The 24694-nt window shown below is 72.6% G+C and carries 24 protein-coding genes; 11 read left to right on the top strand and 13 right to left on the bottom strand.

Annotated features, from left to right (window positions below; genetic code table 11):
* The first annotated feature begins 718 nt into the window (after positions 1 to 718).
* From hemE to OG943_RS02530, 4 genes are all read left to right on the top strand, one after another.
* Complete coding sequence (hemE, locus tag OG943_RS02515; protein WP_328608023.1) at positions 719 to 1786, top strand: uroporphyrinogen decarboxylase; 1068 nt, start codon at positions 719 to 721, stop codon at positions 1784 to 1786.
* The gene (gene hemG, locus OG943_RS02520; RefSeq protein ID WP_328608024.1) at positions 1783 to 3198 is read left to right on the top strand and encodes a protoporphyrinogen oxidase; all 1416 of its coding nucleotides are present in this window, start codon (positions 1783 to 1785) and stop codon (positions 3196 to 3198) included. Before hemE ends, hemG begins: the two co-directional genes overlap by 4 nt.
* Before the next feature lie 92 nt (positions 3199 to 3290).
* Positions 3291 to 3983: a hydrogen peroxide-dependent heme synthase gene (gene hemQ, locus OG943_RS02525; RefSeq protein ID WP_328608025.1), complete on the top strand. Its 693-nt coding sequence runs from the start codon at positions 3291 to 3293 to the stop codon at positions 3981 to 3983.
* A 5-nt stretch (positions 3984 to 3988) separates the two neighbouring features.
* On the top strand, positions 3989 to 5350 hold the full coding sequence (locus OG943_RS02530) for a CoA transferase (RefSeq protein ID WP_328608026.1): 1362 nt from the start codon (positions 3989 to 3991) through the stop codon (positions 5348 to 5350).
* Between the two features lie 225 nt (positions 5351 to 5575).
* Here OG943_RS02530 and OG943_RS02535 read toward each other — a convergent pair whose 3' ends face one another.
* The 8 genes from OG943_RS02535 to OG943_RS02570 form a co-directional block, all read right to left on the bottom strand.
* The gene (locus tag OG943_RS02535; protein WP_328608027.1) at positions 5576 to 5905 is read right to left on the bottom strand and encodes a hypothetical protein; all 330 of its coding nucleotides are present in this window, start codon (positions 5903 to 5905) and stop codon (positions 5576 to 5578) included.
* Between the two features lie 357 nt (positions 5906 to 6262).
* Positions 6263 to 7048, bottom strand: coding sequence for a DUF692 domain-containing protein (locus OG943_RS02540; RefSeq protein ID WP_328611978.1), 786 nt, complete (start codon positions 7046 to 7048; stop codon positions 6263 to 6265).
* Positions 7049 to 7502: 454 nt separating this feature from the next.
* Positions 7503 to 8435 (bottom strand): TIGR04222 domain-containing membrane protein, encoded by a 933-nt coding sequence (locus OG943_RS02545; protein ID WP_328608028.1) that lies wholly within the window; start codon positions 8433 to 8435, stop codon positions 7503 to 7505.
* A 97-nt stretch (positions 8436 to 8532) separates the two neighbouring features.
* On the bottom strand, positions 8533 to 9480 hold the full coding sequence (locus OG943_RS02550) for a TIGR04222 domain-containing membrane protein (protein WP_328608029.1): 948 nt from the start codon (positions 9478 to 9480) through the stop codon (positions 8533 to 8535).
* Between the two features lie 98 nt (positions 9481 to 9578).
* The gene (gene msrB, locus OG943_RS02555; protein WP_328608030.1) at positions 9579 to 10001 is read right to left on the bottom strand and encodes a peptide-methionine (R)-S-oxide reductase MsrB; all 423 of its coding nucleotides are present in this window, start codon (positions 9999 to 10001) and stop codon (positions 9579 to 9581) included.
* 19 nt (positions 10002 to 10020) lie between these two features.
* Positions 10021 to 10326: a hypothetical protein gene (locus tag OG943_RS02560; RefSeq protein WP_328608031.1), complete on the bottom strand. Its 306-nt coding sequence runs from the start codon at positions 10324 to 10326 to the stop codon at positions 10021 to 10023.
* A gap of 391 nt (positions 10327 to 10717) precedes the next feature.
* A complete protein-coding gene (locus tag OG943_RS02565) occupies positions 10718 to 12472 on the bottom strand; it encodes a serine/threonine-protein kinase (protein ID WP_328611979.1) in 1755 nt (584 codons plus the stop codon).
* A 117-nt stretch (positions 12473 to 12589) separates the two neighbouring features.
* Positions 12590 to 13264: a TVP38/TMEM64 family protein gene (locus tag OG943_RS02570; protein ID WP_328608032.1), complete on the bottom strand. Its 675-nt coding sequence runs from the start codon at positions 13262 to 13264 to the stop codon at positions 12590 to 12592.
* A gap of 70 nt (positions 13265 to 13334) precedes the next feature.
* Between OG943_RS02570 and OG943_RS02575 the strand changes: the two genes are divergently transcribed.
* The 3 genes from OG943_RS02575 to OG943_RS02585 all read left to right on the top strand — a co-directional run bounded on the left by OG943_RS02575 (position 13335) and on the right by OG943_RS02585 (position 16073).
* A complete protein-coding gene (locus tag OG943_RS02575; protein WP_328608033.1) occupies positions 13335 to 14357 on the top strand; it encodes a DNA polymerase domain-containing protein in 1023 nt (340 codons plus the stop codon).
* Between the two features lie 224 nt (positions 14358 to 14581).
* Entirely contained in the window at positions 14582 to 14974 is a 393-nt protein-coding gene (locus OG943_RS02580; RefSeq protein WP_328608034.1) for a DUF6221 family protein, read from the top strand.
* Between the two features lie 94 nt (positions 14975 to 15068).
* On the top strand, positions 15069 to 16073 hold the full coding sequence (locus tag OG943_RS02585; protein WP_328608035.1) for an LLM class flavin-dependent oxidoreductase: 1005 nt from the start codon (positions 15069 to 15071) through the stop codon (positions 16071 to 16073).
* A 28-nt stretch (positions 16074 to 16101) separates the two neighbouring features.
* On the opposite strand, the gene OG943_RS02590 is transcribed toward OG943_RS02585, so the two are convergent.
* The 3 genes from OG943_RS02590 to OG943_RS02600 are packed head-to-tail and all read right to left on the bottom strand — an operon-like array spanning position 16102 to position 18884.
* Entirely contained in the window at positions 16102 to 16608 is a 507-nt protein-coding gene (locus tag OG943_RS02590) for an AAA family ATPase (RefSeq protein WP_328608036.1), read from the bottom strand.
* A complete protein-coding gene (locus OG943_RS02595; protein WP_328608037.1) occupies positions 16605 to 17237 on the bottom strand; it encodes a maleylpyruvate isomerase N-terminal domain-containing protein in 633 nt (210 codons plus the stop codon). Before OG943_RS02595 ends, OG943_RS02590 begins: the two co-directional genes overlap by 4 nt.
* A 33-nt stretch (positions 17238 to 17270) precedes the next feature.
* Positions 17271 to 18884: a PucR family transcriptional regulator gene (locus OG943_RS02600; RefSeq protein WP_442874681.1), complete on the bottom strand. Its 1614-nt coding sequence runs from the start codon at positions 18882 to 18884 to the stop codon at positions 17271 to 17273.
* A 124-nt stretch (positions 18885 to 19008) separates the two neighbouring features.
* Between OG943_RS02600 and pruA the strand changes: the two genes are divergently transcribed.
* On the top strand, positions 19009 to 20637 hold the full coding sequence (gene pruA, locus OG943_RS02605) for an L-glutamate gamma-semialdehyde dehydrogenase (protein WP_328608039.1): 1629 nt from the start codon (positions 19009 to 19011) through the stop codon (positions 20635 to 20637).
* A 13-nt stretch (positions 20638 to 20650) separates the two neighbouring features.
* Positions 20651 to 21580 (top strand): proline dehydrogenase family protein, encoded by a 930-nt coding sequence (locus tag OG943_RS02610; protein WP_328608040.1) that lies wholly within the window; start codon positions 20651 to 20653, stop codon positions 21578 to 21580.
* Positions 21581 to 21689: 109 nt separating this feature from the next.
* Here OG943_RS02610 and trxA read toward each other — a convergent pair whose 3' ends face one another.
* Positions 21690 to 22067 (bottom strand): thioredoxin, encoded by a 378-nt coding sequence (trxA, locus tag OG943_RS02615; RefSeq protein WP_328608041.1) that lies wholly within the window; start codon positions 22065 to 22067, stop codon positions 21690 to 21692.
* 108 nt (positions 22068 to 22175) lie between these two features.
* Here trxA and OG943_RS02620 point away from each other — a divergent pair, with 108 nt between their 5' ends.
* The gene (locus OG943_RS02620) at positions 22176 to 22418 is read left to right on the top strand and encodes a DUF2630 family protein (RefSeq protein ID WP_328608042.1); all 243 of its coding nucleotides are present in this window, start codon (positions 22176 to 22178) and stop codon (positions 22416 to 22418) included.
* 293 nt (positions 22419 to 22711) lie between these two features.
* Here the strand turns inward: OG943_RS02620 and OG943_RS02625 are convergent, their stop codons facing one another.
* Positions 22712 to 23632: an NAD-dependent epimerase/dehydratase family protein gene (locus OG943_RS02625; protein WP_328608043.1), complete on the bottom strand. Its 921-nt coding sequence runs from the start codon at positions 23630 to 23632 to the stop codon at positions 22712 to 22714.
* A gap of 106 nt (positions 23633 to 23738) precedes the next feature.
* Here OG943_RS02625 and OG943_RS02630 point away from each other — a divergent pair, with 106 nt between their 5' ends.
* Positions 23739 to 24671 carry a LysR family transcriptional regulator gene (locus OG943_RS02630; RefSeq protein ID WP_328608044.1) on the top strand — a complete coding sequence of 311 codons (933 nt, stop codon included), beginning with the start codon at positions 23739 to 23741 and terminating at the stop codon, positions 24669 to 24671.
* Positions 24672 to 24694 lie beyond the last annotated feature (23 nt).

The following is a 24694-nucleotide window of genomic DNA, read 5'->3' on the forward strand; positions in this document are numbered from 1 at the left end:
CGGGTGGTGTTGAAGTGGCGCTGTCGCTTCGAGGTGGCGTTGTCGCTCGGGACGCCGCGGTCCGGCCGCCGGAGGGTAGAGCCGGTTCTCGCGTCGGAGTGACCGGGCGTTCCCTCCGACCTTGCGGTGACGTCGTGAGCGGCGTCGCGGTGGCGCACCGGCACTGCAGCCCTCCGGCATTGCCCCGCCTCCGGCATTGCCCCGCCTCCGGCATCGCAACCCCTCCGGCGCCGCTCCGTCTCCGGCGTCGAGTTGCTCCGGCATCGGAACCCTCTGGTACCGCGTCGTCTCCAGTGTCGAGCTGCTCCGGCACCACTTCCGGCCCGGCCTCGGCACCGAACCGCCTCCGGTGTCGAGTCGCTCCAGCACCGCAGCCCTCCAGCACCGCAGCCCTCCAGCACCGCAGCCCTCCGGCACCGCGCAGCCCATCCGGCACCGCCCTGCCTCCGGCACCGCCCTGCCTCCGGCATTGAGCCACTTCGGCACTGCGCCCCTCCGGCATCGAGCCGCCCGGCCTTCTGTACTGCCCCGTCTCTGACCCGCCCCACCTCTGACCCGCCCCACTTCTGGCCCCGCCCCACCTCGGGCCCCGACTCCCGCCCCATCTCCGGTACTGAACCGCTCCGGCACCACCTCCGGCCCGACCTCGGCACCGAACCGCCTCCGGCACCACCTCCGGTGCCGACCCGGGCCGAGCCCGGCCCGGCCGAGTGGGACGATGGAAACCGTGCCCCAGCTTTCTTCTTCGCCTGCCTCGATCCGTCGCGACCTCGGGGGGTCGCCGTTCCTGGCGGCGGCCCGTGGTGAGCGGCCCGCTCGCACTCCGGTCTGGTTCATGCGCCAGGCCGGGCGCTCGTTGCCGGAGTACCGCAAGCTGCGTGAGGGCGTCGCGATGCTCGACGCGTGCTTCGACCCCGAGATGCTGGCCGAGATCACGCTGCAGCCGGTCCGTCGGCACGGCGTGGACGCGGCCGTCCTGTTCAGCGACATCGTGGTGCCGCTGAAGGCGGCGGGCCTGGACATCGACATCGTGCCGGGCACCGGGCCCGTGGTGGCCGAGCCGGTGCGCGACGCCGCGGCCGTGCGGGCGCTGCCGCTGCTCGAGACGGAGCAGGTGGCGCGCGTCGCCGAGGGGGTCGGGCTGCTGGTCGAGCGGCTGGGGACGACGCCGCTGATCGGGTTCGCCGGTGCGCCGTTCACGCTGGCCAGCTACCTCATCGAGGGCGGGCCGAGCCGCAACCACGAACACACCAAGGCGCTCATGCACTCCGAGCCCGCGCTGTGGCACGAGCTCGCGGGGCGGCTCGCCGACATCGCGCTGACCTTCCTGCGCGCGCAGCTCGACGCGGGCGTCGACGCGATCCAGCTCTTCGACTCGTGGGCGGGCGCGCTGTCCGAGCGCGACTACCGCGAGTTCGTCCAGCCGCACTCGGCGAAGGTGCTCGCTGGCGTCGCGAACTACGGCGTGCCGCGGATCCACTTCGGCGTCGGCACCGGCGAGCTGCTGGTCGCGATGCGCGAGGCGGGCGCGGACGTGATGGGCGTCGACTGGCGGATCCCGCTGGACGAGGCCGTGCGCAGGCTCGGCGGCTCGGCCGTGGTCCAGGGCAACCTCGACCCGGCGCTGCTGTACGCGTCGTGGCCGGTGCTCGAGGCCGAGGTCCGCCGGATCGTCGAGGAGGGCCGCTCGGCCGAGGGGCACATCTTCAACCTGGGCCACGGGGTGCTGCCCAGCGTGGAGCCCGAGGTGCTGGCCCGGGTGGTCGAGCTGGTGCACTCGCTGTGACCCGCCGGGTCGCCGTCGTCGGCGGGGGCATCTCCGGGCTGGTCGCGGCGTATCGGCTGCGCACGCTGCTCGGCGACGACGTCGCGATCACCGTCTTCGAGGGCACGCCCGCGGTCGGCGGCAAGCTGCGCACGGCCGAGGTGGGCGGCGTCCGTTACGACGTCGGCGCGGAGGCGTTCCTGGCGCGCCGGCCGGAGATGACGGCGCTGGCCGCCGAGGTCGGCCTCGGCGAGCGGCTGGTGCACCCGACGACGGCGCGCGCGAAGATCCACGCCGGCGGCACGGTGCTGGGCTTGCCGCCGGGCACGGTGATGGGCGTGCCCGCGTCGGCCGACGCGGTGGCCGGGGTGCTGTCCGAGGACGGCCGCCGCGCCGTCGAGAAGGAGCGCTCGCTGGGGCCGGTGGACCTGGCCGGCGACGACGTTCCGCTCGGTCCGCTGCTGCGCGGCCGGTTCGGCGACGAGCTGGTGGACCGGCTGGTCGACCCGCTGCTCGGCGGCGTCTACGCGGGCGGCGCCGACGGCCTCGGCCTGCGCGCGACGATGCCCGGCCTGGCCAACGCGGTGGCGGGCGGCGCGGCCTCGCTCACCGAGGCCGCGGAGTCCTTGCTGCCCAAGACCCCTGGCCGCCCGGCGCCGGTGTTCGGCACGCTGACCGGCGGCTTGTCGGGGCTGCTCGAACGGCTGCTGGAGCTTTCCGGCGCCACGCTGCGGACGTCGGCGACCGTGCGCGCGCTGACCCGGACCGCGGCGGGCTGGCGGCTGGACGTCGGCGCAGCCGCACCGGCGCACGCGCCCGAGGGCACCCCGGTGGACGTCGACGCGGTGCTGCTCGCCGTGCCCGCGCCGGCCGCAAGGCGGCTGCTCGACGGGGTCGTCCCGGCTGCGTCGACGGCGTTCGGCGAGGTGGAGCTGGCGTCCATGGCCGTGGTCGCGCTGGCGCTGCCGCCGGGCACCGAGCTGCCGGACGCCTCGGGGATTCTGATCGGCGCGGGGGAGCGGGACGCCTCGGGCGTGCCGTACGCGGCGAAGGCGTTCACCTTCTCCTCCAACAAATGGGCGCACTACGGCGGGGAGGGCCCGGTCCTGGTCCGCGGCTCTGTCGGCCGCTTCGGCGAGCCCGGCGCCCTGAACGGCGACGACGACGGGCTGGTCCGGGCGGTCCGCGACGACCTCGCGCGCCTGACCGGCGTGACCGTCGAGCCGATCGACACCCTCGTCACGCGCTGGGGCGGCGGCCTGCCGCAGTACGGCGCGGGGCACCTGGGGCGGGTCGAGCGGATCGAGCGCGCCGTCGCCGAGGTGCCGGGCCTGGCCGTCGCGGGCGCGACCCTGCACGGCGTGGGGCTGCCCGCGTGCGTCGCCACCGCGGACGCGGCCGCACGGCGGATCGCGGACCAGCTGCGGGACTGAGTTGTCCACAGGCCGGGTGGTGCCGGCCCGGTTGTCCACAGTGTGACGGAGGCGCTTGGCGCTCCGGCGCCGCGCAGTGCCAGGATGGAGGCATGGCGCGGCTGAACTACAACGAGCTCAACGACAGCATCCGTTACACCACCTGGTCGGTCTTCCGGATCGAGCCGGGACGGCTGGGCGAGGACCGCGGGACGGCGGGCCGCGAGACCACCGAGTACCTCGACGGGCTCGAGGCCAAGGGCGTGATCGTGCGCGGGGTCTACGACCTGGCCGCGCTGCGCGCCGACGCCGACTACATGATCTGGTGGCACGCCGAGGAAATCGAGCAGGTGCAGGCCGCGTACGCGGGCTTCCGCCACACGCCGCTGGGGCGCGCGTCGACGCCGGTGTGGAGCCAGACCGCGCTGCACCGGCCCGCGGAGTTCAACAAGAGCCATGTCCCGGCGTTCCTGGCCGGTGAAGAGCCGCGCAAGTACATCTGCGTGTACCCGTTCGTCCGCTCGTACGAGTGGTACCTGCTGCCCGACGACGAGCGCCGCAAGATGCTCGCCGACCACGGCAAGGAGGCGCGGGACTACCCGGACGTGCGCGCCAACACCGTCGCGTCCTTCGCGCTCGGCGACTACGAGTGGATCCTCGCCTTCGAGGCCGACGAGCTGCACCGCATCGTCGACCTGATGCGCCACCTGCGCGGTACTGAGGCTCGCCGCCACGTGCGCGAGGAGATCCCGTTCTACACGGGCACCCGCGTGCCGCCGGCCGAGCTCGTCGCGGCACTGCCGTAACCGCCGTGGAAGACGTGCTGGCCGGGGTCTGGCAGACGCTCACCGGCGACTCGCTGCCGGCCGTCGGGGTGGGCGGTGACGAGAACGTGCTGTCCGGCCCGTTCCGGGTTGCCGCGGCGGCGACGTCATCCGTCGCAGCCGCCACCCTCGCGGCCGCGGAGCTGCTCAAGCTGCGCGGGATCGAGCCCGGCGTTGTCGGGGTGGACGCCCGGCACGCCGCGGCCGCGTTCCGCAGCGAGTGGCACCTGCGTGTGGACGGGCAGCCCGGGCCGAATCCGTGGGGCCCACTGTCCGGCGACTACCGGGCTGCCGACGGCTGGGTGAAGCTGCACTGCAACTACCCGCGGCACGAGGCCGCTGTCTGCTGGGCGCTCGGCGTGCCGGCGAGCCGCGAGTCCGTGACGAAGACGGTGGCCGCCAAGACCGCCGCCGAGGTCGAGTCCGCCGTGGTGGCGGCTGGCGGCGCGGCCGCGCTGATGCGCTCGCGCGAGGAGTGGCTCGCGCACCCGCAGGGCGAGGCCGTCGCGGATCTTCCGGCGGCGGAGCTGCGGCGGATCGGCGACGCGCCGAAGCGGCTGCTGTACGACTCCGACCGCCCGCTGGGCGGAGTCCGGGTGCTGGAGCTGACGCACGTGCTGGCCGGCCCCGTCGCCGGGCGGGTGCTCGCCGCGCACGGCGCGAACGTGGTGCACGTCGGCGCCGCCCACCTGCCGCGCATCCCGGTGCTGACGATGGACACCGGGCAGGGCAAGCGTTCGTCGTTCGTCGCGCTCGACACCGAGGGCGGCCGCGCGCGGCTGAAGAAGCTCATCTCCCGCGCGGACGTGCTGGTGCAGTCGTTCCGCCCGGGTGCGCTCGCGCGGATCGGCTTCGGCCCGGAGCAGCTGGCCGAGCTGCGGCCCGGGCTGGTGATCGCCGACCTGTCGGCCTACGGCTGGCAGGGCCCGTGGGCGCGGCGTCGTGGTTTCGACAGCTTGGTGCAGCTCTCGTCCGGGATCGCGGAGGAGGGCGCGCGCGTCGCGGGCGCCGAGGGCCCGGTGCCGCTGCCCGCGCAGGCCCTGGACCACGCCACGGGCTGGCTCGCCGCCGCGGCGGTCATGACGGCCGTGCGCCGCACCGTGACCGAGGGCGGGACCTGGCAGGCCAGGCTTTCGCTCGCGGGCACCGGTCGCTGGCTGGACTCGCTGGGGCGCAAGGAAAGCGTACCGTCCGAAGTGGACTACTCGGACCTGCTGGAGGACGTGGACAGCGACTACGGCCGGATGACGCGGGTGAAGATGGCGGGCGTGCTACCAGGCGCGCCGCCGTACTGGGACCACGCTTCGCACTTGCCGGGCGCCGATACCGCGATGTGGCATCTGCCGTAGGGCTCCTGTTATGCGGGCGTGCGGTCGCTTTCGGAGTTGCCGCCGTCTGGCTGGCTGGTGTGGTGTGTTGGCCGTCCAGTCGAGCCGGTGTGGTGGCGCTCGGCGGGTGACTGGGCCGGTGTGATGTGTTCGCCGTCCGGTCCAGCCGGTGTGACAGTGCTCGGTAGGTGACTGGGCCGGTGTCACGGCATTCGTTCGGTAGCAGGGGCTTCGCTTGAGCCCAGGTCAGCGCTTCCACCGCTGGAACCAGCGGGGTTTCGGCAGGTCGCCGCGGGCGACGAGCCAGGTGACGAACGTGTCGGCGTACTCGCGGGCCCGCACGGTCACCGCCTTCGGGTGCTCGGCCGCGTAGGCGTCGAACAGCGGCCGGAACCGTTCGCCCAGTGCCTCGGGCAGGTCCGGGCGCAGGTACGCGACGAGCTTGCGCCGCTTGGTCAGCAGCACATCGGCCTCGATCAGCAGCCGCGCCGGGTCGAAGCCGGACGGGGCGGGCGCGCCGGTGAGCAGCGTCTCGAGCAACGCGGCCTGACGAGCGGCAAGGTCTTCGCGAGTCACGGGGTCACCACCGGCGTGCGCTGCGGGCCGAGGGCGTTGGGTTGCGTGGCGTGGTCACGGTCGTTTGCGTGGCATGTTGAGGCGTCGGTGTCGCGGCGTTTCCACAGTCGTTCGCGTGGCGTGCTGAGGGAGTCGGGCGTCGCCGCGTGTTTACGGTCGCTTGGTGACCTGCTGAGGGCGTCGGCGTTGCGGCATCTCCACAGCCGCTCGCATGGTGTGCTGAGGGAATCGGATGTGGCGGCGTGTTCACGGTTGCTTGGCTGGCCTGCGGAGGCGTGCTCGCGATGTGATGGGGTGTGTTCACGGGTGCCACCGCCGGCTGCGCGGAGGTGCGTTTGCCGTCTGTGGCGGGCGTGTTCACGGTTCCACCGTCGCGCGGAGGGCGGCCAGCTCGGCGGCGAGTTCGGTGTCGGTGGGGTAGTCGTCGTCGCGTTCCAGCAGGACGCCGGGTGGGTCGGTGCGGCGGCGCAGTTCGGCGAGCAGGTCGAGCACCTGCGGGAGCACTGGGTGGGCGTGGGTGTCGTGGTAGACGCCGTCGCGCTCCACGCCGCCGGCCATGTGCACGTAGGCCAGGCGTTCCCAGGGGATGCCGTCGAGGAAGGCGGCCGGGTCGGTGCCGACGTTGCGTGCGTTGGCGTACAGGTTCGCCACGTCGATGATCAGCAGGCAGCCGGTGCGCTCGGTCAGCTCGGTGAGGAACTGTTCCTCGGTCAGCTCGTTCTCCGGCCATTCCAGCAGGGCCGCGATGTTCTCCAGTGCGAACGGGACGTCCACTATGGACTGAGCCAGCCGTACGTTCGCCACCAGCACATCGAGCGCCTCGCGGGTGCGCGGCAGCGGCATCAGGTGCCCGGAGTCGAGCCCACCCGCGCGGACGAAGCACACGTGGTCGCTGACCAGCGGCGCGTCGAGCGCGCGGCTCAGCTCGGCGAGGTGCTCGACGCGTGCGGTGTCCAGCGGCTCCGCCCCGCCCAACGAGAGCGACACCGCGTGCGGCAGCACCGGCATTCCCCGCTCCCGCAACGAGAGGAGGCTCTCGGGCAGGTGTGGCGCGTGCAGATTCTCGGCGACCACTTCGACCCAGTCGACGCCGGGCATCCGTGCGATCGACAGGTCCAGCTCCTCCCGCCACCCGATGCCGATGCCGAGCCGGGTGCCCGGGGTCGCGCTCGGGCTCGCCGGAGTGGCGGCGCGCGCCTCGGTTCGTGTTGTCGCGCTTGGCTGTGCTGCCGGGTCGGCCGTTGCCGGGGCGGCCGGTCCGGTCTGTGTCGCCGGGTGGGCCCAGCGTGCCGAACCGGCGTGGGTCGCTGAGTGGGCCGGTGCTGCCGAACTGGCCTGGGCCGCCGAGTCATCCTGTCCTGTCGAGTCGGCATGCGTCACCGGGCGGGCCTGTGTTGCCAAGTTGGACTGGGTCGCTGCGTCGGCCGGTGCTGCTGAGCCATCGTGCGTTGCCGGGTGGGCCTGTGGTGCCGAGTTGGCGTGGGTTGCCGGGTCGGCTGGTGCTGGCGAGTTGGCTTGGATCGCCGAGTCGGCCTGTCCTGGTGGGCCGAACTGCGTCGCCGCGTCGGTTTTTGGTGTCGGGTCTGGAGTGCTCGTCTCAGCCACCGCACCCTCCGCCACCGCCGCCGCAGGATGAGCCACCGCCGCAGGAAGAGCCGCTGCTGCAAGAGGAACCGCTGATGTACGACGAGCCGCCGGAAGAGCCGCCGCCGGACCAGCCGGGGGAGGCCAGCGCGGTGCTCAGTTCCTCGTCCGGGTACATGGCTAGTCCGCCGAGTGCGACGGCCGCCGCAGCGCCGGCGAACAGTGCGTCACCGCGGGCCGTCGGGGCGAACTCCTCAGGTCGTTCTGCCGCTTGCAGGTCCGCGCGGGCCCGGGTGACCAGAGCTTCGCCGGCCGATGTCGGGTGGTGGCGGCGGTGCTTCCGGCGGCTGGCCACCCGCGCCAGGACAGTGAGCACTCCCGTGAAGATCACCAGCGCGATGAGCCCGCCCACCGGACGGTCCAGGGCCACGCCGTTCACCAGCCGCACCACGCCGATCGCGAGGAGCAGCAGGTACAGGAGGAAAACAGCCTTCCGGGCCTTCGCCACGCCGCCCTCGGGCAAGAGCAGGCCACGCCGGTCCAGGTCCGCCTCGATGTCCTTCACCGCGCGGGCATCCATCACCTGCATCCGCAGCGCGTTGGTCGTCATGCTCCGCCCCGCCGCCTTCGCGACCGCGTGGACAGCCCGCTCCAGCGGCTCCTGCGGGGCCTCGCCCGCCGCGCTCAGCTGACGGTAGCTGTTCACCCGCAGCAGGCCACGCTCGACCAGCGCCGCGATCGCCGCGTCGATGGCGCGGGGAACGCCGCCCGCGAGGTAAGCCAACTGATAGACGCCCGGCATCGAGCCGTCGTGGGTGGCCGGCGTCGAGCGGGCCCGCGCCCGCACGATGGCGGGCAAAGCCAACTGGACGACCAGCAGCAACGCCAGTGCCAGCCCGTACAGCAGCAGGAACTGCGGCCCCGAGACACCCCACGGCTCGTTCATCGTGCGCCCCCTCGTCCTCTGAGTCGGTGGACCCTACTGTCCGTTTCGCCCGTTCGGGTCGGTAGAACTGACGGCACCGGGCCGCCGCGGGTTCCCGCTAGCTGCTGCCGCCGCCACCGCATCCGCCGCCGCCTCCGCAGCCTGAGCCGCCACCGCAGCCCGAGCCGCCGCCACAGCTCGAACCGCTGCAGCTCGACCCACCGCCGCAACTCGAACCGCCGCCCCACGAGGAACCGGCGATCCACGCCCCCGCACCGGCCGCGTAGCCGGCCTGCGATCGACCGCGCCGCGGTGCGCGCGGCGCCACGGTGCCGCGGCTGAGCGCGACCCGGATGTCGCGGTCCGGGTAGTTGGCGAGCCCGCCGACGGCGACTGCGCCGGCCGCGCCGGTGACCAGGCTTTCGTCGGCCCAGCCGGCCGTTGCCGCGGCGCGGCCCGCTTCGGTGAGCCGGGGTCCTGCGGTGCGCGTGGCCTGCGCGAGTGCGACCACCGACAGCGCGAGTGCTACGGCGGCGGCGATCAGCAGATCACCAGCGAACGTCCCGCGCAGCACGTCCACCAGGAACCAGACCAGGCCGACGGTGAGCAGCGCCGACTCCACGATCAGGGTGCGCTGCCAGGCTTTCCGCACCGGCGCTTCGTCGACGATCAGTCCGTGTGAGACCAGTTCGCCAGTGAGGGCCCGCATTGCCGGGCTCCGGGACAGCTCGCCGACCACGCCGGTCACGCCGGACCGGAGGCCGATGATCGCCACGGCCTCACGGCCGAGCGGGTCGGTGGGCGCGAGCGGGGTCAGGTGCAGCCGTCCACCGCTGTCGACGCGGACCTGCTCGCGCTCGATCATCCCGGCCACCACCGTCTGGCCGACGCGGACCGGGCCGCCGGTCAGCATCGCGACGTGCGCCAGCGACGGGAGCCCTGTCACCGAGCGGCCGCCGCGTAATGCCCGCCGGTCGCGGACGAACGCGCGGAGCAGGACGAACACGCCCAGCGCGATGCTTGCGGTGGCGAAGATCGCGCCGTCGATTCCCCAGGTCCCAGTCATAGGTCCGCCCTCCCCAGTAGCGTGCCGTTGTTCCATTTTGCACGCTTCAGGGAGGGCGGAGGGCCGTCCTGGCCTTAAGTCTTGGTCAAGCCAAGGGCTCAGGACTCGGGGACGAGTTTCATGGAGATCGAGTTGATGCAGTAGCGCTGGTCGGTCGGCGTTTCGTAGCCTTCGCCCTCGAAGACGTGCCCGAGGTGGCTGTGGCAGGAGGCGCAGAGCACCTCGATGCGGCGCATGCCCATGGCCCGGTCCTCGCGCAGCAGCACGGCGTCGGAGTCGGCCGGGTCGTAGAACGACGGCCAGCCGCAGTGGCTCTCGAACTTCGTGTCGCTGCGGAAGATCTCGGCCCCGCAGGCGCGGCACTCGTAGACACCGGTGGTCTTCGTGTCGGTGTACTCGCCGACGAACGGCTGCTCGGTGCCCGCCTGCCGGAGCACGGCGTACTCCTCAGGGCTCAGCTCCGTGCGCCATTCCTGCTCGGACTTCACCACGCGGGGCGTGGTGCCGACGACGGGTTTCATACCTTTCACCAGCCCCACGTTACCCCCGGAGGAAGGCGATCGCGTGCGTCACGATGTCCCATGCGGTGACGATCACGCCGAACACGATGAGCACCGCGATCAGCGCGGACACCCAGTAGCGCAGACCGCCGAGACGGTTGCTGGAATCGGCGAAGTCGCCTACCTGGTCCAGGCACGCCTCCACCGTGAACGTCGGCCCGGTGTGCTCCATCCGGTCCAGGTGGGCAGCGAACGCGCGGGCCTCCGGGTCGTACGGGTCGAGCCCGACGAGGTCCTCGTGGAAACGGGGATTCCAGCCCGGTGGCACAGCTGCGCTCTCGGCCATGCCACCACGGTAAGCCATCGGGCCTGATCAGCACACTCCCGAAGCGGCGAGTGTCACTGGTTCGGCGTCCCGGCGGACCAGTGGAGGCGTCCGCCGGTCCTGGCGTCCGGAGCAGCGATCGAATCGCCTGCAGGCGTTGTTCCGCCAGTCTGCTTCTCGGACTACCGGGCGGCTACGGGCACTGGCGCTGATGAAGCAGGAACGGGTGCCCGCTCAAAACGCCAGTGGAAACTCAGATGTCGTTATTCGCGACTGGCGCTGCCGGATTTCCATGACTGTCGGTGACGTCTTCGCGATAAAGACAGGTTTGATCAATGGACAAGAAACCGGCGGCTCGGACGATACCTGGAGTGCCGGTATCTCACGCCGGGTAGCCGCCGGTTGGGGTGTCTTACTGGTTGGAAGCCTGTTGGCTCTTCGTGTCCGAGTCGATGAGGAGCTGTCCGCCGGAGCTGATGACCCTGAACGTCCTGGCTTCGCTGTGGTCGGGGAAGTTGACCGTGACAGTGATGGTCACCGAGCCGTCGGCGTTGTCGGCGCCGCGGGCGCCCTTGCTGCTGACCGACTGGAACTTGGCCCAGTACTGGTTGAACGTGTCCTGGGTGCCGTAGACCTGCTGGGCCGCCGGGGTGAGCATCGACCACGCCGCCGCAGCCGCCTGCGGGAAACTGTAGAAGTCGATCACCCGCTGGCCAGCGGGTGAGAAGCCGATCTGGCCTTCGTTCGGGGTCTGGCCGAGGCCTGCGACGGGGGGTGAACTGGGCGTGTTGCTGGCCGGGTTTGACGCGCCCGCCGAGTTCGACGGCGGCGGCTGCTGGCCGACCGGCGACGTGCCCTTGTCGTTGCCGCTGCCGTTGCTCAGGACCAGGAAGACGACCACCGCGACGACGACCACGGCCGCCGCGCCGCCGGCGAGGATCGCGGCCTTGCGCTTGGTGTCCGCGGATTTGCCGTTCGGGTAGCTCGGGGCGGCTGCCGTGGTGGCGGGGGTGCGGGGCGGCGTCGGGGGTCTGCTCTGGGCTGGTTGCGGACGCGGCGGGGTCTGGGGCGGCGTCTGCTGGAGCGGGGCGGCCTGGCGCGGCGGGGTCTGGGGCCCAGCGGACTGAGGCCCAGCGGGCTGAGGCCCGGAGCTCTTGGGCCCAGGCGTCTGGGGCGGCGCGGCCGGCGAGCGCATCGGCATGAACGCCGCCGTCGGCGTGCGCGGCGGGTTCGACGGGGCCTTCTGGGCCGGGATCGGCGCGGAGGACGGGGACTGCGCTTCCGCGCGCTGCCACGGCGGACGCGAGCCGACGCGGTCGCCCTGGTTGCCGGACAGCAGGAGCGGGGTCATCGGCGGGGTCGGCTCGCCCGCGGTCAGCGCGGCCAGGCGCTCGCGGGCCTCCGCCATGCTCGGGCGCTCGGCCGGCTCGCTGCGCAGCAGGCTCATCAGCAGCGCGGTGGCCGGGCCCGCCTGGGTCGGCGGGTTGATCTGGCCGTTCGCGGCCGCGTAGAGCAGTGCGAGCTGGTTGGTGGTGTTGCCGTACGGCGTCTGGCCTTCGATCGCCTGATAGAGCGTGGCACCGAGGGCGAAGACGTCGGAGCTGGGCACCGGGTCGGCGCCGCGGGCCAGCTCGGGCGCGAGGTAGGCCGGGGTGCCGCCGATCAGGCCGGTCTGGGTGAGGGTCATGTCACCCGCCGCGCGCGAGATGCCGAAGTCGGTGATCTTCGCGGTGCCGGTCTCGTCGATCAGGATGTTGCCCGGTTTGACGTCGCGGTGCACGATCCCGGCGCGGTGCGCCGCGACCAGCGCGGCCGCGACCTGCTCGCCGATGCGCGCGACCTGGCCCACCGGCAGGGTGCCCTGGTCGGCCAGCACGGCGGACAGGCTCGGGCCGTTCAGGTACTCCATCACCAGGCACGGGTCGCCGCTGTGCTCGGCGATGTCGAACACCACGATGGCGTTCGGGTGCTGGAACCGGGCCGCGTTCTTGGCCTCGCGCATCGCGCGCTGGCGCATGTTGTCGCGCTCGGCCTCCGACACACCCGGCTGCGGCAGGATCTGCTTGATCGCCACCGACCGTTCCAGGCGCACGTCGACGGCGCGCCACACCACTCCCATGGCACCGCTACCAATGTGCTCGACGAGGCGATAGTGCCCCGCGATCAGCTGACCGGTGTCGATGGCGACCGCTCCTGACGAAATCCCGGTGATCGTGGTCCTGCGCAGCGCGGATGGCCCTCGCGCACCCAAACGAGTGTAGCGGTCGAGCGGGCGGGGCCGCCGTCAGCCAGCCGGTGCCGGCGCCGCGGTCTCTTCCGCCTCGGGCGCCGGCGCGCGCTTCTTCAGCACCCTGACCAGGCCGATGGCGCCGGCGGCCGCGAAGACGCCGTAACAGACCAGGAGCGCGGGCGGCGTGTCGCCGGTGAGCGCGTCGCCGAGGATGACCACCGCGACCGTGCCCGGGACGCTGCCCAAAGCCGTCCCCACCAGGTACGGGACCAGCCGGACGGACGAGACGCCGCACAGGTAGCTCAGCGGTGCGAAGGGGACCACGGGGATCAGCCGCAGCGAGGTGATCGCCAGCACGCCGCCGCCGGAGAGCCGCTCGTTGACCAGGCGGACCGGCGCTCGGTGCAGGTGCCGCGTGACCAGGTCCCGGCCCAGCATCCGGGCCAGGCCGAAGGACAGCCCGGCGGCGATCGTCGTCGCCACCAGGCCGATGGCGATCCCGGCCACCGTGCCGACGAGCAGCCCGGCGGCGAGATTGAACACAGTGCGCGGAATCGGTGCCACGGTGAGCAGGGAGTACGCCAGCAGCAGGAGCAGCGGCGTCGCCGGGCCGGTCGCCGTGGACCAGCGCCGGAGGTCGGCCGGACCGGGGATCGGCAGGAACACCGCGGCCGCCGCGAAGAGGGCGAGCACGGCGAGCGCGAGGATCAGCTTGGTTCGGCCGGACACCCTTCCACGGTAGGGCACCGCCGGTTCGCGAAGGCCGGGCGCCCGCCGCTGTTCCGGCTACGGTGTGCGCATGCCCAAGAACGGCGATCCGGTCGAGTACCAGGTGGGACCGCGCTCCGTCCGAGTGTCGAGTCCCGACAAGGTCTACTTCCCGCAGCGCGGCATCACCAAGCGTCAGGTGGTCGAGTACTACCTCGCCGTGGCGGAGCCGTTGCTGCGCGCGATCGGCGAGCGGCCCACCACGCTGAAGCGCTATGTCGACGGCGTCGAGGGCGAGTGGTTCTACGCCAAGCGCGTGCCGAAGGGGGCGCCCGACTGGCTCGAGACGGCGCGGATCGCCTTCCCGTCCGGCCGCACGGCCGACGAGGTCTGCCCCACCGAGGCCGCGGTGTTCGCCTGGGCGGCGAACCTCGGCACGTTCGACTTCCACCCGTGGCCGGTCCGGCGGTCCGATGTGGACCATCCGGACGAACTGCGCGTGGACGTCGACCCGCCGGACTCGGCGGGGTTCGACGACGCCGTGGCGGTCGCCCGGGTCGTGCGCGAGGTGCTGGCGGACGCCGGGCTCACCGGCTACCCCAAGACTTCCGGCGGCCGCGGGGTGCACGTGCTCGTGCGGATCCGGCCGGAGTGGGACTTCATCGCGGTGCGCCACGCCGTGATCGCGCTCGGCCGCGAGGTCGAGCGGCGGGCCCCGGAGCGGGCGACCGTCTCGTGGTGGAAGGAGGAGCGCGGCGGCCGCGTCTTCCTCGACTACAACCAGGCGGCCCGCGACCGCACCGTCGCCTCCACCTGGTCGGTCCGCGGCACGCCCCGCGCCACCGTCTCGACGCCGCTGACCTGGGCGATGCTGGACGACGTCCATCCGGACGACTTCGACGTCCTCACCGTCCCCGGCTTCTACGCCGAGCACGGCGACCTCCACGCGCCGATGGACGAAACGGCGTTCGGCCTCGAAACGCTGCTGGAGTGGTACGAACGCGACGACCGCGACCTCGGCGGCGCGGAGCTGCCGTACCCGCCGGACTACCCGAAGATGCCCGGCGAGCCCAAGCGTGTGCAGCCGAGCAAGGCCCGTTCCGACCCGGAGTGACGGCCCGGACGCCGGCTGTGGTCACCCTGGGTGATCAACTCGGCCGGTGGTACGGAATCACACCTTCACGTCTGCATAACGTTCCTGCTGGTCAACGAATGGCGCGGGTACTGTTCTGCGGGCCCCGGGGAGGACGGGGCCGGTCCGGGCTGTAACGGGGTGAGGTCGCCCCGCGACCTCGGACCGGAGTGCCCTGGGGGCAGGCTGGAGGAGGGAGGCCTTTCGTGGACGACCTGATCGCGTTCCTCGCCGCGCGGGTGGGCCAGCGCCAGGCGATGATCATGCAGGCCGTGCGGAAGGCGAAGGACGGCGAGCCGCTCAATCGCGGTGAGGCGAAGGTGGCGGTCGAGCAACGCGTGCGCGCGCTGGGCGACATCGAGATCGACGTGGTCAACCAGATGATCAACGAGGTCGAGGCGACCCGCCGCATCATGCTCGCCCACCGGACCACGGTGTCCGAGAAGGTGCCCGGTTTTCCGCTCTACGGCAGCGAATACTGGTGCGAGACCTGTCACGTCCCCGCCGACGAGGCCGGGTCGAACTGGTGTCTCACGCTGCGCCTGCTCGCCCTGCCGTACGCCGACCACCCGGACTACAGCGAACGCTGGCGCCCCTGACTGCTCGTGAGTGTTCATGACGGTTCTAACCGTCATAGCCACTCACGAGCCCTTGCGCGGGAATCCGAGCCCCCGCAACGGTGTTGACCCCAACGTGACGTACCGGATCTCCGTTCTCGACCGCTCGCCCGTCCGACGTGGGCGGGGGAACGGGCAGGCGCTGCGCGACACCGTCGCGTTCGCGGGGGACATCGAGGCGCTGGGGTACCACCGGTTCTGGGTTTCGGAGCACCACGGCGTGCCCGGGGTCGCCGGGTCGGCGCCGACGGTGCTGGCCGCGGCCGTCGCGTCGGCGACCGGGCGGATCCGCGTGGGCACCGGGGGAGTGATGCTGCCCAACCACCGGCCGCTGGTCGTGGCGGAGCAGTTCGGGGTGCTCGACTCCCTGTTCCCCGGCCGGATCGACCTCGGGCTGGGCCGCTCGGTCGGCTTCACCGACGGCGTCCGCCGCGCGCTCGGGCAGGGCAAGGAGGCGGCCGACGACTTCGGGGACCAGGTGCGCGAGCTGCTCGCCTTCTTCCGCGGCGACCAGGCGGACTACCCCGGGGTGCACGCGATCCCGGCCGAGGGCCGCCGGGTGCCCGCGTTCCTGCTGGCCACCGGTTCCGGCGCCGCGCTCGCCGCGGAGCTGGGGCTGCCGCTGGTCATCGCGCCGGTCCGCGGCGAGCGGGTCCTGCTCGACGCCGTCGCGCGGTACCGCGACGAGTTCCGGCCCTCGGACCAGGCCGCGGAGCCGTATGTCGTCGTGTCGACAGCGGTCGCCGTCGCCGATTCCACGGCGGCCGCGCGCCGGCTGCTCGTGCCGGAAGCGTGGGCCACGGTCTACTCGCGCAGCCACGGCGTCTTCCCGCCGCTTTCGCCCCCGGGCGAAGTCCTCGCCCTGCCGATGACCGACCGCGAAAGCGCCCGCCTCGACGAGGTGCTCGCCGGCCAGATCGGCGGCACCCCGGACGAGGTGGCCGACCGCCTCGGCGCGCTCGTTGAAACTGTCGGCGCCGACGAGGTCCTGGTGAGCACGAGCACCTACGACCAGTCCGCCCGGGTCGACTCGTTCGCCGCGCTCGCGCAGGTGGCCGGGCTCGCCGTTCCGGCGGCGTGAAACCCTTGGGCGGTAACGCTTTTCGTGGTCAGACGGCGGCCGCGATCTCCTGGGCGACGTCCGCGGGCATCCGGGCATCGGTGTCCACGATCGTGCCCGCGCGACGAAGCCAGGGCAGGGCCTCGGCGTAAGTGTCGAGGTGGTCGAGGCGCCACTGCCGCGCGCCCGGGTCCCCCTCGTCGGTCTCGATGCGGCGGCGCAGTTCCGCCGGCTCGGCGTGCAGCACGAAATGGGCGACGGGCAGGCCGCGCGCGGCGAGGCCGTCGAAGATCTCGCGGGCGTAGGCCTCCACGAGGATCGTCTGCGGGATCACGAGCGGGCCGCCGGTGTGCTCGTGGATGCGGGCGGCGGTCTCGACGACGAGCGGCCGCCACAACCGGAGGTCCTGGAAGTCGCCGACCGGCTCGGGAAACGGGATCCGCAGCAGGTAGCCGACGTACTCGGCGTCGAAGACGCGGGCGCCCAGCCGGTTCGCCAGCTCGGCCGACGTGGTGGTCTTGTCGGCGCCGAAGGTGCCGTTGAGCCAGATGATCATCCGAGCACCACCGGGGTGAAGTCACCCCACGCGGCGGGGACGGGGACGCGGCCGGTGGCCACGAGCAGAGCCTCGCGGTCCGCCACGCCGGCCGGAAAAGCTTGGCCCGTGACCTTTTCCACCATCGACCGGGTCGCCGCCGTGGTCTCCGGCGGCGGTCCGTCCACTCCGGACAGATGCCGGACCAGGTCGAGGTGGTGCAGCGTGGCTTCGACCACGTAGACCGACAGGTAGTCCGCGACCGTGAACACCTCGTCGCAGGTCTCGACGCGGGCGGCCGGGTCCGCGGCGGCCGCGGCGCGCCCGGCGGCGACGGCGAGGTCGTCGAAGTGGTGGGTCAGCCCGGCCGGGCCGGTGTAGGCGGCCGCGCTCCGGCGGACGAACGCCGCTTCCGGGTCGGTTCCCGTCGGCGGCTCCGCCGGCCGCCAGTACGTCACCGCGTCGCGGGTCGCGGGCGCCTCGGTGGTCGAGGCGAGCGTGATCAGGATGTCCTGCGCGTCGATGACCAGGTGGAACACCAGGTCCTGGACGAGCCAGCCGGTGCAGCCCGAGGGCGCGACCCACTGTCCGCCGTCGAGCGCGTGGACGGCCTCCTGCAGCGCGCCCCAGGCGCGGGGGAAAAGATCCACCGCCGGACCGTATCGAGCTTGCGCGGGCCCCCGCTACGCGTTTTCCCGAAGCCGCAGCTGGAGTTCGGTGAGCAGCCGCTGGGCGGGGTCGGCCAGGTTGATGCCGGAGACCTCGCCGGCCCGGCGGACGCGGTACCGGACGGTGTTCGGGTGGATGTTCAGCGCGCGCGCCGCCGCGCGGACGTCGCCGAACGCGTCCAGGTAGGCCAGCACGGCGGGGACCAGGATGCCGCCGTGCTCGGCGTCGTGCGCGACCAGCCCGGCCAGCCGCGGGTCGCGGATGCGCGGCTGGTCCGCGAGGTAGGCGAGGACCTCCGACAGCAGCACGTCGGCGCGCACGTCGGCCAGCGAGGCGACCGGCTCCGGCCAGCGCCCGCGGGCCATCGTCGCCAGCACGCGGTCCGCGTCGCCGCGGGAGTCCGCCGCGTCGGACAGCCGGGGCACCACCCCGCCCAGTGCCGCGCGCACCGGCACGTCGAGGTGCCGCCGCGCCGTCGCGACGATCTCCCTGGCCAGCGCCAGCACGGCCGCGTCCGAGTGCTCGGGCAGGTCCGGCAGCAGCGCGTAGACGCGCCCGCCGAGCACACTGACCAGCGCGGTTCGCCGGTACGCCGCGGTGTGCACCGCGATCAGGTGCACCAGCTCGGCGCGGCGCAGCTGCCGGTCGGATGCCACGGCGCCCGGCGACGACAGCGCGAACGCCAGCACCTGCGCCGGGCGGGCCGGGTCCGCGCCGATCTCGTCGGCCACCGACTCCGCGTCGACGCGGCCGTCGAGCAGCCCGGCCAGCAGGTCCTCGCGCAGGCGCAGCTCGGGGCTGGGCAGCGTCCGCGCGCGGATCAGCTGCGGCGCCAGCGAGCGGCTCGCGCCGAGCAGCGCGACCTCGGCCTGCTCGGTCAGCGGCGTCGCGCCCTCCTGCACCCAGATCGTGCCGAGCGGCTGCGAACCGGCGTGGATGCCGGCCGCGATGCGCCGCCGGATGCCCAGCTCGGGCCGCTCGTCGATGCGCACGATCCCCTCGCCCGCCCGTAACCGCTGGTAGACGCCCCACTCACGCAGCATCGCCAGGTACCGCTCGGGGCCTTCGCGGCCGAGGATCGACAGCCGGCGCAGCTCGTCGACCTCGTCGGAGGACCGCGAGTAGGCGAGCACGCGGCTGGCGGTGTCCTCGATGCTGACGAGCCCGCCGGTGAGCGTCGCGACGGTCTGGGCCAGCGAGAACAGGTCGCCCAGTACCTCGCCGGTCTGCGCCTCGCCGCCAGCGCGGGCCGCGTCGACCACCCCGCGGGCCAGGGCTTCCACCTGCTCCCAGCGCGCCTCGGCGCCGACGGTGAGCAGCGCGACGCCCGCGTCGGCCGCGATCTCCGTGCCGCCCTCGCCCTTCACCGCCACCGCGGCCGCGCCGCCGCGCCCGGCCGCCCGGATCGCCGCGGCCGCCGCCCGGCCGCGCGCGCCGATCACCAGCACCAGGTCGCCGGGGTGGGCCTCGGGCGGGTCCTCCGGGTCGAGGATCACCACGTCCTCCACCGGCACGGCCAGCCCGAGCGGCGCCACGAGCACCCGGACGAGTGGTTCACCGAGCGTCGCGAGCACATGCCGCAGCGACGTCCCGGCCACCACCTCGGGAACCACCGACGTCACCGGCACCCCTTTGACTGATCGGACAACCTCACCCCAGTGATTCTAGCCTTCCGGACAAACCCGCCGGCGGTTTCCGGGGATACGGTTCGGGGCAACTGACCCGCAGGTGCCGAGAACATAGGGAGCCGCCGTGGACGCCGTAACCCAGACCCCCGCCCCGAAGAACGAGACGGTGCTGACCTACGCGCCGGGCAGCGCCGAGCGCGCTGAACTCGAGGGTGCGCTGAAGAAACTGGGCCAGGCGGGGCCGGTCGACCTGACCGTGACGGTCGGCGGCGAGCAGCGCGCCGGCGGCGGCGAGAAGATCGACGTCGTCCAGCCGCACAACCACGGCCACGTACTGGGCACCATCCAGAGCGCCACGAAGCAGGACGCCGCCGACGCCGTCGCCGCGGCGGGCAAGGCCGCGCCGGAGTGGCGCGCGCTGTCGTTCGACGACCGCGCCGCGATCCTGCTGCGCGCCGCCGACCTGCTGACCGGCCCGTGGCGCGCCACGCTGAACGCGGCCACCATGCTCGGCCAGTCGAAGACCGCCACCCAGGCCGAGATCGACTCCGCCTGCGAGCTGGCCGACTTCTGGCGCTTCAACGTCGAGTTCGGCCGCCGCATCCTGGCCGAGCAGCCGATCAGCTCGCCCGGCGTGTGGAACCGCATGGAGCACCGCCCGCTCGAGGGCTTCGTCTACGCGATCACGCCGTTCAACTTCACCGCGATCGCCGGCAACCTGCCCACCGCGCCCGCGCTGATGGGCAACACGGTGCTGTGGAAGCCGTCGCCGACGCAGAGCTTCGCCGCGCACCTGACCATGCGGCTGCTCGAAGAGGCCGGTATGCCGCCGGGCGTGATCAACCTGCTGCCGGGTGACGGCAAGGCCGTCTCCGAGGTCGCGCTGACGCACCGCGACCTCGCGGGCATCCACTTCACCGGCTCCACCGCGACGTTCCAGCACCTGTGGGGCACGGTCGGCGGGAACATCGCCGGCTACCGCAGCTACCCGCGGCTGGTCGGCGAGACCGGCGGCAAGGACTTCGTGCTGGCGCACCCGTCGGCCGACATCGACGTGCTGCGTACCGCGCTCGTCCGTGGCGCTTTCGAGTACCAGGGCCAGAAGTGCTCCGCCGCTTCGCGCGCGTACATCCCGCGCAGCGTGTGGGAGCAGCTGAAGGACGGCCTGGTCGCCGAGACCGAGGCGCTGTCCTACGGCGATGTCTCCGACCTGAGCCACTTCGGCGGCGCGGTGATCGACCGGCGCGCGTTCGACAAGCACGCGTCGCTGTTCGAGCGCGTGAAGGGCGACTCCGAGGTCGAGATCCTCGCCGGTGGCACCGCCGACGACAGCGTGGGCTACTTCGTGCAGCCGACGGTCCTGGTTTCGTCCAACCCGAAGCACGAGATCTTCAGCACTGAGTACTTCGGTCCGATTCTTTCGGTGCACGTCTACGAGGACGCCGACTTCGACTCGATGCTCAAGGTGATCGACGAGACCGCCGCGTACGCCCTCACCGGCGCGGTGATCGCGAACGACCGCGCGGCCGTGGCGAAGGCGTCGGAGGCGTTGCGGTTCAGCGCCGGCAACTTCTACGTCAACGACAAGCCGACCGGTGCCGTCGTGGGCCAGCAGCCGTTCGGCGGGGCCCGCGCGTCGGGCACCAACGACAAGGCCGGCTCGATCTTCAACCTGCTCCGCTGGACGAGCCCGCGCTCGATCAAGGAGACCTTCGTGCCGGCGACCGTCGTGCGTCACCCGCACCAGGGCTGAGAGGGGAGCCGTCATGCTGCGTGCCCCGCTGCTCGCCGCCGCCCGGTCCCGCCGGATGCGCGCGATGATCGAAGCCGTGCCCGCCACGCGGTCCGTGGTGCGCCGGTTCGTGTCCGGGTCCGCGACCGCCGACGCCGTGCGCGTCGCGCGGGAGCTGGCCGCCGACGGCCGGTCGATCACCATCGACCACCTCGGCGAGGACACCACGGACGCCACCCAGGCGGCCACCACCGTCCGGGCCTACGAGGCGCTGCTGTCGGCGCTCGCGGAACAGGGCCTGGCCCAGGGCGCGGACGTCTCGGTGAAGCTGTCGGCCGTCGGGCAGTTCCTGCCGGCCGACGGTGAGGGCGTCGCGCTGGAGAACGCGCGGAAGATCTGTGCCGCGGCCGAGGCCGTCGGCGCGACCGTGACGCTCGACATGGAGGACCACACCACCACGGACTCGACGCTCGGCATCCTGCGTGAGCTGCGCGGCGAGTACCCGTGGGTGGGCGCGGTGCTGCAGGCCTACCTCAAGCGCACCGAGCAGGACTGCCGCGAGCTGTCCGGCCCGGGCTCGCGGGTGCGGCTGTGCAAGGGCGCGTACGCCGAACCGGAGTCGGCGGCGTTCCAGGACAAGGCCGAGGTGGACAAGTCGTACGTGCGCTGCCTGCAGGTGCTGATGGCCGGCAAGGGCTACCCGATGGTGGCCTCGCACGACCCGCGGATGATCGCCATCGCGTCGAAGCTGGCGGCCGAGGCCGGGCGCACGGCGTCCGACCACGAGTTCCAGATGCTCTACGGCATCCGGCCGGAGGAGCAGAAGCGGATCGCCGCCGAAGGCTCCATCATGCGCGTGTACGTGCCGTGCGGCGACGAGTGGTACGGCTACTTCATGCGGCGGCTGGCCGAGCGCCCGGCGAACCTGGTGTTCTTCCTGCGCGGGCTCGCCACCCGGTCCTGAGGCCCGGCCAGGGTTTCCGGACTGGAGTTTCCAGACAGCAGAGAAGGCCCGCTCACCCGCTTCCCCGACGGGTGAGGGGGCCTTCTCGCGTCCCCGGTCAGTACGTGGGTCAGGCCGGCCCGGCCTGCGCCTCTTGCTCGGCCGCGGCCTTCTTGACCTCGTCCATGTCGACCGCGCGCGCCTGGCGGATGATGTCCTCCAGCGCCGCCGCGGGCAGCGCGCCCGGCTGGGCGTAGATCAGCGTCTTGTCGCGGATCACCGCGAGCGTCGGGATCGACCGGATGTCGAACGCGGCGGCGAGCTGCTGCTCGGCCTCGGTGTCGACCTTCGTGAACACGATGTCCTCGTGTTTCTCCGACGCCGTCTCGTAAACCGGCGCGAACTGGCGGCACGGGCCGCACCAGCTCGCCCAGAAGTCGATCAGGACGAACTCGTGGTCGGACACGGTCTGGTCGAAGTTGGCGGTGGTCAGCTCAACTGTGCTCATAAGACCTCCAACGGACGAGAAGCGGCGGGAATTCCCGGGCGGGCGGTAGCGTCTTGACCTCCAGGAACGAGGCCCTGAGGTTCGGCGGGCCGGGCTCGAGGAGGAACTATGGCGGACGGCGGGATCATGGGGCGGATCGACGAGCTCATCGCTGAAGAGCACGAGCTGCGGTCGCGGTCGGTGGGGGTTGGGCTTTCCGGGGAGGACCGGGAGCGGTTGAGCGGGGTGGAGCAGGAGCTGGACCAGTGCTGGGATCTGCTGCGGCAGCGGCGGGCCCGGGTGGAGTTCGATGAGGACCCCGAGGGGGCGCAGGTGCGGTCGGTGGGGGAGGTTGAGGGGTATCGGCAGTAGCCCCCGCGACCCGACACCGGGGCTGATGCCGTGTCGCGGTGCCGTGTCGTGAGTGGGTCTGGTCGCCTGCCGATGTCCTGCCCGGCTGCCGGCCGTGGCGAGGCCAGGCCCGCGGGAAGGTCTGCTTGCCGCACGGCGTCCGGGGGCGCCGTCCCCGGGACCGGCCCAGGGACGGCGTCGCACCGCGGGGTCGCGCGGTCCCTGGACCGGACCGGGGTCAGGCGTTATAACCGCCGTCGACGTTCAGGGTCGTGCCGGTGATGTAGGCGGCGTCCGGGCCGCCGGAGAAGACTTCATGCGGTGCGCAAAGCCACCCGGTCGCGGACCGCGGCCAGACCGGCGGCCTGCGAAACGACGGGCTCGTAACCGAGTTCGGCCACGGCCTTGTCCGTCCGCAGGAGACACGGCTGCCCGAGGAACCATCGAGCGGGCGCGGGGACCTCGCCGGCGGTGGTCTCGGCGACCGGCGGATCGACGCCATGGATCTCGAACAGGGTCTCCATGAACTCGCGGAGGACGACGCGCTGCCGGTCGGTGACGAAGTAGGCCTGGCCTGGCCGGCCGCGTCGCCAGCCGAGCATGAGGCCCTCGACGGCGTTGCCGACGTACGTGACGTCGGTCGTGTGCCGTCCGCCGTCGATCCAAGCGAACTGGCCCGCCTTGGCCGCCGCCACCAGGCCGTCGGTGAGGATGCTGTCGGGGCCCCACACGAACCTCGGGCGGATCGACACCGTGGCGAAGCCCGGCGCGTTCGCCTCGAGCACGATCTGCTCCGCCTCGGCCTTTACCGCGCAGTAGGCGGCTTCCGAGTCCGGCCGCAGTGGTGCGGTCTCGTCGGCGTCCACCAGCGGCGAGCCGGCCAGGAGCGCGGCTTCGCTTCCGCAGTGGACGAACCGGGGAACCTTCGCGTGGCGGGCGGCGTCCACGGCTGCCTGGGTACCGTCGACCGTCACGAGTTCGTGCCGCGCGCGGTCGGCGGTGATGTCCGTCTCGGCCGCGAGGTGGAACACCACGTCGCTGCCGGTCACCTCGTCCCGCCAGGTGGCCGGGTCGGTCAACTCGCCCCGCACGGGCTCGGCACCCAGTGCGGCCACGATTTCAGCCGACGCCTCGCTGCGGACCAGTACTCGAACCGAGTTTCCCTCGGCCAGCAGCCGGCGCACCAATGCCCGGCCGATGAACCCCGAACCGCCCGTCACGAACGCGCGTGCCATGTGACTCTCCCTTTGCTCATGTGCCATGTCGGAACCAGCAACGGATCGCCCCCATAACTTCCCTCAACTACATCGATGATTCGACGGCTTGCGATAAAATTTGTGGATGGCTTCGCTACGAGCGTTGGAGTGTCTTGTCGCGGTCGCCGACTGCGGATCGATCACGGGGGCCGCGCGGCTGCTGCATTCGTCGCAGCCCGCCGTCTCTCATCAGCTCGCCGTGCTGGAACGTGAGACGCGGACGATCCTGGTTCGCCGCGAGCCCCGGGGCGTCAAGCTCACTCCTGCGGGGCGAGCCGCCGTCGCGGATGCCAGGCGGGCGGTCGAGGCGGCCGCATCCGCCGTGCGGTCGGCGCGCGCGGTCGGTGAAGCGGCCGGCGGAGCGCTGCGGCTGGCTTGTGCGCAGAGCCTCACCGTGCCGCTGCTCGCCCCGGTCATCCGCCAGTGGCACCGCCGCTACCCGGAGGTGGCGGTCACCCTCCGGGAATCCACGGTGGCGGACGAACTCCTCGGCGGCATCGACTCCGGCGAGTTCGACCTGGTGTTGATGCCCGATTCCGTGCCTGACCGCTTCACGACCACTGTCGTCGCTGACGAGGAGGTCGTGCTGACGGCACCGAACGGCCATCGCCTGGCTCGGCTGCCGACCGTGCGGATACTCGATCTCGACGGGGCTCCGCTGGTCCACTTCGCACCGGAGAACGGCCTCAGCGAATGGCTCGATCGGTCGCTCACCAGTGCCGGAGTCCGCCCCGACCCCGTGATGGCGACGTCGGTGACGACTGCGGCACCGCAGCTCGCGGCCGCCGGCCTCGGGGTCGCGGTATCCCCGGTGAGCGCGGTCACCGCCGGCTTCCCGGGTGCGGTCCGATCCTTCTCGCCACGCTGGTTCAGGCAGCTGGTGGCGGTGACGGCTGCCGCGCCGGACCCGCTCGCCGCGCGTTTCATCGCCAATCTGCGGACTCACGGCGTGCGGGTGCCCAGCGACGTGCGAACCCGGCTCGCCGCGGACGGCTTGCCGGCGCGGGCGCCCTCCTGAAGTGGGGGCAGGCGCGGCGAAAG

The organism is Amycolatopsis sp. NBC_00345 (assembly GCF_036116635.1).
In the GTDB taxonomy this organism is placed as follows: domain Bacteria; phylum Actinomycetota; class Actinomycetes; order Mycobacteriales; family Pseudonocardiaceae; genus Amycolatopsis.